Source organism: Segatella sp. (assembly GCF_977051555.1).
The window spans coordinates 1-10432 of record NZ_CDRSSE010000070.1 but is presented as its reverse complement, the minus strand read 5'-3'; the positions used below and the strand labels follow the sequence as shown (position 1 = coordinate 10432).

Sequence of the window (10432 nt, the reverse complement as noted above, 5' to 3'; positions counted from 1 at the left end):
AACAAGAAAAGTAAAGTTTCTATACAATATAATAAGATTCCCTTTGTGAAGAAAGACTACGATTCAACTAGAATATATAGAAACACACAAAAAAAAAGGGTGCGTCACAGACTTATGACACACCCTCTTTTTATATCTACAATCTTATACCGAAAAACAACTATTCTTTACAATTAAATAAATCATGGCTGCCTACTAAACCAACCATGCTCCATTCTTTTATTTTTCGCCCGCATCATAATTCACGAGCCCATCCTCCGTGCCGTGTAAAGCACCTTGGAAATCATCCCAACTCTGGAATCCGGCGAGCAGCGCCAACTTGTCCAAAGTCTGGCGGGAAGGCTTCTCCTTCCCTTTCAAAACATCCCACATTTTGTGGAAAACATGTGCCTTGCCAACCTTCTTTTCTATGTGTTCAGCAAGGACTTTCAAATCCTGTTTCATAACAATCCTCTCATATTTACTAACTAGGAGCAAAAGTACTGAAAAAGAATGAAACAGAGTACATTTTTCCCGACTTTTTTATGTTTTGGGGTAAAAAAAATGCTTTATATCATAAAAATGCTGTTTTTTAGGGCTTTTTACGAAACAGAAGTCCAATATCTCAATCATTTTTTGTAACTTTGCGCCAAATTCCAAAATACATTTCTTAGAAGATGAAAGAATTAGCACTTAAGTACGGATGTAATCCAAATCAGAAACCTTCTCGCATCTATATGGATGACGGAAGGGAGCTTCCTATCGAAGTGATCAACGGCCGTCCTGGCTACATCAACTTCCTGGATGCCTTCAATTCCTGGCAATTGGTCAAGGAGCTCAAGGCTGCTACAGGAATGCCTGCTGCCGCTAGTTTCAAACACGTTTCGCCTGCCGGTGCAGCTATCGGCTTGCCTCTGAGCGACACATTGAAGAAGATTTACTTCGTTGATGATGTCAACTTTGAGCTCTCTCCATTGGCTTGTGCCTATGCACGTGCCCGTGGTGCTGACCGCATGTGCTCTTATGGCGACTTTGTTGCGCTGAGCGATGTATGCGACGAAGCTACAGCCCTCCTCATCAAGCGTGAGGTGAGCGATGGTGTCATTGCTCCTGGCTATACTCCTGAGGCTATCGAGGTTCTGAAGGAGAAGCGCAAGGGTACCTACTGCGTTATCAAGATTGATCCTGACTATGTGCCAGCTCCTATCGAGCGCAAGCAGGTGTTTGGTGTTACCTTCGAACAGGGACGCAACGAGGTGAAGCTCGATGATCCTGCTCTCTTCGAGGATGTTCCGACCAAGAACAAGACTTTCACTCCTGAGGCTAAGCGCGATCTGATTATCTCGCTCATCACCCTGAAGTATACTCAGAGTAACTCTGTATGCTACGTTAAGGATGGTCAGGCTATCGGTATCGGTGCCGGTCAGCAGAGCCGTATCCACTGTACCCGTCTGGCTGGTTCTAAGGCTGATGAGTGGTGGTTGCGCCAGTGTCCTAAGGTGATGAACTTGCCTTTCAAGGAGAAGATCCGTCGTGCCGACCGCGACAATACCATCAATGTCTACATCTCTGATGAGTGGGAGGATGTATTGCAGGACGGCGTTTGGGAGCAGTTCTTTACAGAGAAGCCTGAGCCATTGACCCGCGAGGAGAAGAAGGCTTGGATTGCCCAGAACAAGGGTGTATCTGTAGGTAGTGATGCTTTCTTCCCATTCGGCGACAATATTGAGCGTGCTCACAAAAGTGGTGTTGAATACATAGCAGAAGCAGGCGGTAGTATCCGTGACGATAATGTTATTGATACCTGCGATAAGTATGGCATCGCTATGGCGTTTACTCACGTTCGCCTCTTCCATCACTAATTTATTATATAATTAAGGTATATGAGTGAAATTGACGATATTATCATGGGCGGTATGGTCTTCAAAGGCGGCGGTGGTCCTAAGAAGGATGACGACGACAAGGTGAAGACCAAAGCCAAGAAGAAAAAGTACATAACGGGTGCTCACGGTAGTGGCTCTGCCCGTCAGAAGGCAAAGTATCGCCAGCAGAGAGCCAATCGTAAATCCCAGAAGAAGAAATAATACTTCTCTATCATAAATACATGTTTCGCCCGTGTGCAGTAGGGTTACTGCGCACGGGCGAACTGTTTTCTGACAATGGGGAAAACCGAAATAGAGTACTAGCAAGCGAAAGACAGCATACTAGTATTCGAAGAACAGCCCACTAGCGCCTATGTTGCCAGTGGGCTGTTCTGCATAAACAGTCAGTAAAATCCAAAGGAAAAACGGTGAAAGTAACGGATAAGGAAAAAACTCTTCACTCTTCACCTTTCCTTCGGAAACCCCTGTGTTTATCGGTGTTTCGAGGGGTGAAGAGTTTCTTTCAACTCTTCACCCACTCTTCACCACTCTTCACCCGCACAGCCTCAAGCGAGTTTGCGTTTCTTGCGCCGGTCCTTTTAGCGTTTTGCAAATCCGCCGAAACAGAAACAGATTGGAGCCGAAACGGCCAGGGTGAAGAGTGGTGAAGAGTGGGTGAAGAGTGCCCAAACACTCTTCACCCCTCGAAATGCCGATAAACACTAGGGTTTCCGGCCGAAAGGTGAAGAGTGAAGAGTAAAACGGTTACTGGTTCTTTACACTCTTAACGCCCCTACCCTTCGTTAGATGAAGGGTTACAGGCTTCAATTGATGCTTGCCGTGGTCATAAATGATGGCTGGATCCAGTCGTCTACCATCAAAGCTAACCTCGAAATGAAGGTGCTCTGTGGTAGCCCTACCTGTACGGCCCGTCAAGCCGATTACCTGACCAGCCTTTACCTTATCGCCCTTCTTCACCTTGTTCCTACTCTGATGACTGTAGAGCGTCTCGAAACCATAAGCATGCTTGATGCGGATGCAGTTGCCGTAACCATAGAAGGGTCCTGATGCAACGACCGTACCATCAAAGGCAGCCACAATCTCATCATTCGGGCACGTTTTGAGATCTACCCCCGAATGACGGCGCTTGCCACCATAAGGACTGATTACCTTGGCACCAGGCAGCGGATAAGCCCAGGCGGTCTTTTCTATCTTCTCCAGGTCGAGCTCGAAAGTATTGGTAATGGTAAACGGATCATTAACTTCATCAGGGTCGAGCGTCATCCCATCTCCTATTCCACTCTTTTTCTTGCCAGATGCCTCCTTGTCAGCCTCAGCATTTCTTCCTGCAGAAGAATCTTTGCCACCAATAACCGAAGCGATGACACGGGCACCCTGCTTGCGGAACTGCACGGTCTGGCGGCGCAACTTATGCGATTTCAGTTCTATGAAGGTTTCCGGATTCAACCTACCGCCATTCACCATGATAGAGAAGTCGCAATAAGTTTCACCCTCCTTAGAGCCTACAATGGCTATCGTCTGTCCGGCATCCACATGCTGTCCTACCTTAACCAGGTTCTCGGCATTGTTGGCATAAACGGTTTCCAGACCGCAATCGTGGCGCACCACGATGACATTACCCATAGATTCCGTCTTTCTGGAAAGTCGCACATAACCTTCGAGCATCGCCTTGACAGCATCGCCTTTAGAGGTAGAGATACGCAACACATTGTTGTTCTGAAGCGCTGCTTTGCCCACAGGAAGCGGGAAGGAATATTCCTTAGCTCGGAATATCTCAAAGTCTACATTAAATGCCTGACTTTGGGCAAAGAGACCGGGTGTTGCAATACTCACCTGCTGCTGTTCGGCTGCCGTGAATACATTTTTAGCGGGCATAAAGCTGCTCAGCGAGAACACCATGAGTCCTGCCACAGCCATTAGCCTCAATCCTTTTTTTATTCTTTTCATTATTTATTTTTTCTTTCTAAATCCCTATATGTTCTATACACTATTAACTATAAACTATTAACTGAAAAACATCCATTTCTCCCTCTCCGTTCTTACAGAAAAGAAAAAATGGATGTTATCTTGAAAACTATCTGATACTTACCTGTGCTATCAGGCTTTTACTTCAACAAGATGCCTGTAAAGATTCTGCCGCTCTCGATACCCAGCTTTCTGGCAGAGAAATACTCATCGCTATGGGCAAAGGTACAGATGCCACAATCCTGGATATTCTCTTCGGCTACACCGCAATGCAGAAGAATCTGTTTGTTGCAGAGCGGAAGATTGATATGCCATTTCAGCGGCTGCACGATATTACCCTCAGCAGCCAGGCGCTCACGCTCAGCAGGATCTACCGAGAAGGCGGCATTAGGACGCTGTTCGGCTATCTCTTCCATAGGGAAAGCTGCCTGCTCGAACGCCTCGTAAACCTCATCGCCCACCTCGAAATGGTCGAGCGAAATGCCCGGACCTATCACAGCCTTCAACTTCTTCGGGTCGGTATGATAGGTAAACGCCATCTCCTGAATGGTTTTATGCACGATGCGAGCCAGCGTGCCACGCCATCCGGCATGGATGGCAGCCACAGCCTGATGCTCCTCATCATAAAGAAGCACAGGGATGCAATCGGCAGTAGAAACACCGATGCATACACCTTTCTGGTCTGTCATCACAGCATCTACGCCTTCGAGCACCATCTTGCAGATATTCTCAGGCATGGTGAGAAACTCGCCGGCAATATTGCGCACCTCTACTCCATGCACCTGATGGGGCATGATGATATGGGCGGTAGTGATACCGAGCTCAGCAGCCAGACGCTTGCGGTTCTCGGCAACATGCTCGGCGAAATCGCCGCAATATTCGTTGATATTGAATTCGCTATAGTTGCCCTGGCTCACTCCGCCCTTGCGGATAGTAGAGAAAGCCCTGACACCTGGAGCTATGTTATATTCCTTTATCATTTAATTCTACTCGTATTCGAAATCATCGAGGTCATCAACATCCTCGATTTCATCCTCATCAATATATTCTACTACATCCTCGCCCTCTGCAGCCAGTTCCTGCTGGAAGCGAGACATATCCTTGTCACGGTGAACAAGCGTATCTTCGGCAGTAATCTCCTGAAGCTTGTTGCTCTCAGAATTGAGTTCCTTCCAGAGCACATCCTTCAGTTCCTGGATACCCTGTCCGGTAACAGACGAGATGAAGACCACCGGAAGGTCGGTAGGCAAGGTTTCCTTGAGCATTTCAATCAGCTCTTCGTCGAGCAAATCACACTTGGTGATAGCCAGCACGCGATGCTTGTCGAGCATCTCAGGATTGAAGTTCTCCAGTTCGCCCAGCAGTACTTCATATTCTTTCTTGATGTCGTCAGTATCGCCCGGAACCATGAAGAGCAACAGAGAGTTGCGCTCAATATGACGAAGGAATCGCAAACCCAAACCTTTTCCTTCGCTCGCACCCTCGATGATGCCAGGAATATCAGCCATGACAAAACTCTGGTGATCGCGATAATCTACGATTCCCAGCGATGGTTCGAGCGTAGTAAACGGATAGTTGGCAATCTTAGGACGGGCACTTGATACGGCACTCAGCAGAGTTGACTTACCTGCATTAGGGAAGCCCACGAGACCTACATCGGCAAGGAGCTTGAGCTCCATGATGATAGTCATCTCCTGCATAGGTTCGCCCGGCTGCGCATAGCGAGGAGCCTGGTTGGTAGAGGTACGGAACTGGAAGTTGCCCAATCCGCCACGACCGCCCTTGAGGAGCAGCACTTCCTGCCCGTCATAAGCCACATCGCATACGAACTTGCCTGTTTCGGCATTATACACCACGGTACCGCAAGGCACATCGATATAAATATCCTTGCCATCGGTTCCATGACACTTATCACGGCCACCATTTCCACCATGCTCGGCAAAGAAGTGGCGCTGATACTTGAGGTGCAGCAACGTCCAGTAGTTATGGTTGCCGCGGAGATAGATGCTTCCTCCACGTCCGCCGTCGCCACCGTCAGGACCGCCGTTAGGCTGGTACTTTACGTGGCGCAGGTGCATGGAGCCCTTGCCACCCTTACCAGAGCGGCATTGTATCTTTACGTAGTCTACGAAATTGGATTCAGCCATTTGATTATTATAATGTTAAATATTAAATGTTAAGTGTTAAATTATCCCGAAAGGATTATTCCATGTCAACATCAGGCTAAGTTCTCCCCGAAAGGCGTACGCCCAACTTAACATTTAACACTTAACACTTAACATTATATCAATTAGAGTTTGTCAATTACATTGCAAACACGTGCGAAGATCTCATCTACAGTACCGAGACCCTCGATGTGGTGATGAATGCCTTCCTTCTCATACCAGTCGATGAGCGGAGCAGTCTGTGTATGATAAACATTGAGACGCTTCTTGATAGTCTCCTCGTTATCATCAGAACGGCCACTTTCCTTACCGCGGTTAATCAGGCGAGCCATCAACTCATCCTCAGGAACAGCCAACTCAATCATCGCAGCAATCTTATGACCACGCTCAGAAAGCATCTTCTTCAGAGCCTCAGCCTGTGGAGTGGTACGTGGGAAACCATCGAAGATAACACCTGCGTGATCCTTACCGAAGCTGTCGTATACACTTGCGAGGATGTCAATCATCAACTCGTCTGGAATCAACTGGCCATTGTCGATATAACCCTTAGCTGTCTTACCAAGTTCTGTACCGTTCTTGATTTCGTTACGAAGTACATCACCTGTAGAAATGTGACCGAGACCATACTTCTCGATCATCTTGTCGCTCTGTGTGCCTTTACCTGCACCTGGAGCGCCGAAAATTACGATATTTTTCATTTTTACCTTAATATATATATAAAATATTTATGTTGTGTCGAAGACTTAACTATATTTATTAACCCATTTCTGCCCCTTTGGAGACAAAAGAACTGCAAAAACAATTCCAAAGAGAACTGTTACAACGCCTAAAAAAATTAAAGTGTTCATACTTACATCCCCCTATTCTTCTACAATCGTGTAGATATCGCGGAGATTTCTGCCTTCCTGATCATAATCCAATCCATATCCAACGATAAAATCGTTAGGAATTTCCATGACGGTATAGTTGATATCCAGGTCAACCTTCAGATTGCCCGGTTTCACGAGGAGCGAACAAATTTCGATGCTGGCAGGATTTTTCTTCTTCAGTTCATCTATCATGTGAACCATGGTGAAGCCTGAGTCTACGATGTCTTCAATGATAATCACATCGCGGCCTTCCAAATCCTGGTTGATGCCCATAAGAGTCTTCATACTGCCCGTTGAGCTTGTACCTTCGTAAGAAGCATACTTCACAAAAGATATTTCGCTAGGTATCGTAATCATTCGCATCAAGTCGGCTGCAAAGATAAATGCGCCGTTCAATACAGCCAGGAAGACAGGTTTCTTGCCTGCATAATCCTTGTTCAGACGGTCTGCTACGACCTGTACTTTCTTCAGAATCTCAGCCTCAGGAATCGATGTCTTGAAGCTCTTATCCTTGATCTTTACTATGCTCATAGTCTGTTCTATAATAATATTTTCTGCAAAATTACGAAAAAAACATGAAACTTCGTGCTTTCATCAACTATTTTTTGTACTTTTGCATGAAAATAACCGTTTATCTGCATGAGTTGACAAATTATCACGACAGTTCGCGCAGATAATACTAAGATTATCAGATAATATGAAGATTTTCACAAGCGCTCAGATTCATGAGTTGGATAAATACACCATTGAGCACGAACCTATCAGTTCGCTCAACCTGATGGAACGTGCAGCCAAAGCGCTGACACGTGCCATAGAAGAGGAATGGTCTAACCGCACTCCAGTGGTCGTTTTCGCCGGTCCGGGTAATAACGGCGGCGATGCGCTTGCTGTAGCGAGAATGCTCAGCGAGGATGGATATGATGTAAGTGTATACCTCTTTAATGTACAGAACAAACTGTCGGCAGACTGTCTTGCCAACAAGAAGCGTCTGCTGGATGCAAAGAGAGTGAAATTTACAGAGATTACCACCAATCTGGACCCTCCTAAGCTCAATGCAGAAACGCTGGTGGTAGACGGTCTCTTTGGAAGCGGACTCAACAAACCATTGGCTGGCGGATTCGCCGCGATGGTGAAATATATCAACCAGAGTCCTGCCAAGGTAGTAAGCATCGATATCCCTTCGGGACTGATGACCGAGGACAATTCCTATAATATCCATGCCAACATCATCCGTGCCACTCTGACCCTTACCCTGCAGCAGAAGAAACTTTCGATGCTGATGGCGGATAACCAGCAGTACCTGGGCAGACTGCGCGTTCTCGACATCCGACTTTCCCAGGAATTCATCCAGAATACGGAGTGCCGGTGCCGCATACTCGAAGAGAACGACATCCGTCCGCTCCTGAAATCGCGTAGCGACTTTGCTCATAAAGGCAGCATGGGTAATGCGCTGCTCATAGCGGGAAGTTACGGCATGAGCGGCGCTTCGGTATTAGCCACCAAGGCCTGTCTGAGAACAGGTGCGGGCAAGGTTACAGCCCATACCCCAAAACGGAATTATGAAATCATGCAGATTTCGGTACCTGAAGCGGTACTGCAGATGGATGCTGAAGAAACCATATTCAGCGAACCGGTAGATACAGAGATGTTCGATGCGCTGGGCGTAGGTCCCGGATTGGGACAGAACGAGACGACAGCCATCGCCCTCATCGCCCAACTGCGCCGTGCTACCTGTCCGCTCGTCATTGATGCCGATGCGCTCAATATTCTTTCCAGCCACAGGGCGTGGATGCAGCAGTTGCCAAAGAATATCATCATGACACCTCATCCGAAGGAGTTCGACCGGCTTGCCGGAAATGCGAGCAGCAGCTGTACCGAAAGACTGATGAAGGCAAGCGAATTGGCTGAACGACTCCAGGCATACATTATATTAAAGGGACATTATTCTGCACTCTGCCACCCTGACGGGAAGATTGACTTCTGCAGTACGGGCAACAGCGGCATGGCTACAGCAGGCAGCGGTGATGTGCTGACAGGTATCATCACCGGTCTTCTGGCAAGAGGATACAAACAGGAAGATGCCTGTCGACTGGGTATGCATCTTCATGGTCTGGCTGGCGATCTTGCTGCTAAAGATCTGGGCAAAGAGAGCCTCATCGCCAGCGACATTATCCAGTATCTTCCGAAAGCATTTCTCAGATTGGAAGAATAATGAGCAAGAAATAAGAATATCCATAAAAGTCAGGAGTTCTCGGCTTCTGACTTTTTTACTTGTTTCTGCGCATCATAGAACCTTACTTCCAAGGTTCTCCTTAAATCATCGCGACGGTCCATATTCAACTTTTTGCGGATATGGCAACGCTGGCTGGTGATATTTGATTCACTCTTATTGAGTTCTGCACAAATTTCCTTTAAAGTATGCCCCTGAAGAATCAGCTTGCATATTTCCTTTTCGCTGAACGTAAGACCATCACAAACCTGATCCCATGCCACTCTATTCAATTCTTCATTAAACAGATGTTCAGAAGCATGGGTAATAATCTTCTCCCGGACATCAGGAGTCAGACGCTTCATCAGGCTTTCTGCTGCTTCCGGTTGATTATCCTTCAAATCGGCAAGCATATTCAACGCCTTGTTTTCAACCCGACCCATCCGTTTCGGCTGGCGTAACCCCTTGGTTACAATACTCATATTATATACTGCCACATAAACCAGCATCACGAAACCCAGGAAAATAGTCTTCATACTGAACAGAGCTGGCATAAGCGGAGCGGTAAACAGGTATATCAGCAATATCGGTATCATACCCACCGTGATGATGGTGCAAGTCTTGTACAAGGTTTGGCTTAACGCTGTAATAGCCAGGATAAAGACAACAAACAGGTTGCAGATAACGCTCAAATTATCATTGGGCAAACCAAAATTGATACAAAATACGCTATCAAGAGCCAGTTTGGCGAACATCAGAAGGTAAAGAGAAGAAATACCTTTCACGAAAGCAATCTTCCGCTTCCAAATGAGGAACTGCAGGAGGCAGAACACGAATGTATGCAAACAGCAAAGGCTTAAACCATAAGATTCTTTCGTCACCAGAAAGAGCATAATATGATAAGGTATGATAATCAGCTCGCTTATCGTCAGAAGTAGAAAGGCGATAATGCGTCGGCGGTCTACCACACCACAATATTGAGGGCATAAATGATGCTCTACCCTCATAATCAGGTTTACAATGTCATTCTTCAGTTTCATTTCGTTTTGGTTATTTTATTGAATCTTACTTATACTTTCGTAAGTCAAACGGCTCTTTTTCTTGGAAATTGCCATTTTTTTTAGGGAACTATTGATTTCGGCTGCAAAATTACAAATAATATCAGAAATTCTTGTTCAATTATCAGAAAATCGTACAACTTTAACGATTTTAAGCATAAATCAGTGCACTTTTTAGGGGGAGGCCGTCCGAAAACTTAATTAGGGAAGCAAACAACTGAATTGAGCATTTTTTCTTTTGCTCTTTATAGTTAATTAACCTCGTATATTCTTAATTATCAATTATTTTATGTATCTTTGTAGT

At 46.1% G+C, this 10432-nt stretch carries 10 protein-coding genes; 3 read left to right on the top strand and 7 right to left on the bottom strand.

Going from position 1 to position 10432, the window contains the following annotated elements:
- Positions 1-219 precede the first annotated feature (219 nt).
- Positions 220-444 carry a hypothetical protein gene (locus ACWJAO_RS12730; protein WP_022122172.1) on the bottom strand — a complete coding sequence of 75 codons (225 nt, stop codon included), beginning with the start codon at positions 442-444 and terminating at the stop codon, positions 220-222.
- A 212-nt stretch (positions 445-656) separates the two neighbouring features.
- Here ACWJAO_RS12730 and ACWJAO_RS12725 point away from each other — a divergent pair, with 212 nt between their 5' ends.
- The gene (locus tag ACWJAO_RS12725; RefSeq protein WP_449140530.1) at positions 657-1841 is read left to right on the top strand and encodes a phosphoribosylaminoimidazolecarboxamide formyltransferase; all 1185 of its coding nucleotides are present in this window, start codon (positions 657-659) and stop codon (positions 1839-1841) included.
- Positions 1842-1862: 21 nt separating this feature from the next.
- Positions 1863-2063 (top strand): hypothetical protein, encoded by a 201-nt coding sequence (locus ACWJAO_RS12720; protein WP_153086019.1) that lies wholly within the window; start codon positions 1863-1865, stop codon positions 2061-2063.
- Between the two features lie 543 nt (positions 2064-2606).
- Here the strand turns inward: ACWJAO_RS12720 and ACWJAO_RS12715 are convergent.
- The 5 genes from ACWJAO_RS12715 to hpt form a co-directional block, all read right to left on the bottom strand.
- Positions 2607-3809, bottom strand: coding sequence for a peptidoglycan DD-metalloendopeptidase family protein (locus ACWJAO_RS12715; protein WP_449140529.1), 1203 nt, complete (start codon positions 3807-3809; stop codon positions 2607-2609).
- Between the two features lie 158 nt (positions 3810-3967).
- Complete coding sequence (pgeF, locus tag ACWJAO_RS12710) at positions 3968-4807, bottom strand: peptidoglycan editing factor PgeF (protein WP_449140528.1); 840 nt, start codon at positions 4805-4807, stop codon at positions 3968-3970.
- Positions 4808-4813: 6 nt separating this feature from the next.
- Positions 4814-5974, bottom strand: coding sequence for a GTPase ObgE (gene obgE, locus ACWJAO_RS12705; RefSeq protein WP_118064531.1), 1161 nt, complete (start codon positions 5972-5974; stop codon positions 4814-4816).
- Positions 5975-6117: 143 nt separating this feature from the next.
- Complete coding sequence (locus ACWJAO_RS12700) at positions 6118-6690, bottom strand: adenylate kinase (protein ID WP_287805581.1); 573 nt, start codon at positions 6688-6690, stop codon at positions 6118-6120.
- Positions 6691-6852: 162 nt separating this feature from the next.
- Positions 6853-7392 carry a hypoxanthine phosphoribosyltransferase gene (gene hpt / locus ACWJAO_RS12695; protein ID WP_449140527.1) on the bottom strand — a complete coding sequence of 180 codons (540 nt, stop codon included), beginning with the start codon at positions 7390-7392 and terminating at the stop codon, positions 6853-6855.
- A 166-nt stretch (positions 7393-7558) separates the two neighbouring features.
- Between hpt and ACWJAO_RS12690 the strand changes: the two genes are divergently transcribed.
- Positions 7559-9073, top strand: coding sequence for an NAD(P)H-hydrate dehydratase (locus ACWJAO_RS12690; RefSeq protein WP_203068548.1), 1515 nt, complete (start codon positions 7559-7561; stop codon positions 9071-9073).
- A 29-nt stretch (positions 9074-9102) separates the two neighbouring features.
- Here the strand turns inward: ACWJAO_RS12690 and ACWJAO_RS12685 are convergent, their stop codons facing one another.
- A complete protein-coding gene (locus ACWJAO_RS12685) occupies positions 9103-10110 on the bottom strand; it encodes a helix-turn-helix transcriptional regulator (protein WP_449140526.1) in 1008 nt (335 codons plus the stop codon).
- Positions 10111-10432: the final 322 nt, after the last annotated feature.

Excerpts from the sequence above, each read along its gene's own strand:
- ACWJAO_RS12730 (WP_022122172.1), bottom strand. The coding sequence starts at position 444 with ATGAAACAGGATTTGAAAGTCCTTGCTGAACACATAGAAAAGAAGGTT.
- ACWJAO_RS12725 (WP_449140530.1), top strand. The coding sequence starts at position 657 with ATGAAAGAATTAGCACTTAAGTACGGATGTAATCCAAATCAGAAACCT.
- ACWJAO_RS12720 (WP_153086019.1), top strand. The coding sequence starts at position 1,863 with ATGAGTGAAATTGACGATATTATCATGGGCGGTATGGTCTTCAAAGGC.
- ACWJAO_RS12715 (WP_449140529.1), bottom strand. The coding sequence starts at position 3,809 with ATGAAAAGAATAAAAAAAGGATTGAGGCTAATGGCTGTGGCAGGACTC.
- pgeF (WP_449140528.1), bottom strand. The coding sequence starts at position 4,807 with ATGATAAAGGAATATAACATAGCTCCAGGTGTCAGGGCTTTCTCTACT.
- obgE (WP_118064531.1), bottom strand. The coding sequence starts at position 5,974 with ATGGCTGAATCCAATTTCGTAGACTACGTAAAGATACAATGCCGCTCT.
- ACWJAO_RS12700 (WP_287805581.1), bottom strand. The coding sequence starts at position 6,690 with ATGAAAAATATCGTAATTTTCGGCGCTCCAGGTGCAGGTAAAGGCACA.
- hpt (WP_449140527.1), bottom strand. The coding sequence starts at position 7,392 with ATGAGCATAGTAAAGATCAAGGATAAGAGCTTCAAGACATCGATTCCT.
- ACWJAO_RS12690 (WP_203068548.1), top strand. The coding sequence starts at position 7,559 with ATGAAGATTTTCACAAGCGCTCAGATTCATGAGTTGGATAAATACACC.
- ACWJAO_RS12685 (WP_449140526.1), bottom strand. The coding sequence starts at position 10,110 with ATGAAACTGAAGAATGACATTGTAAACCTGATTATGAGGGTAGAGCAT.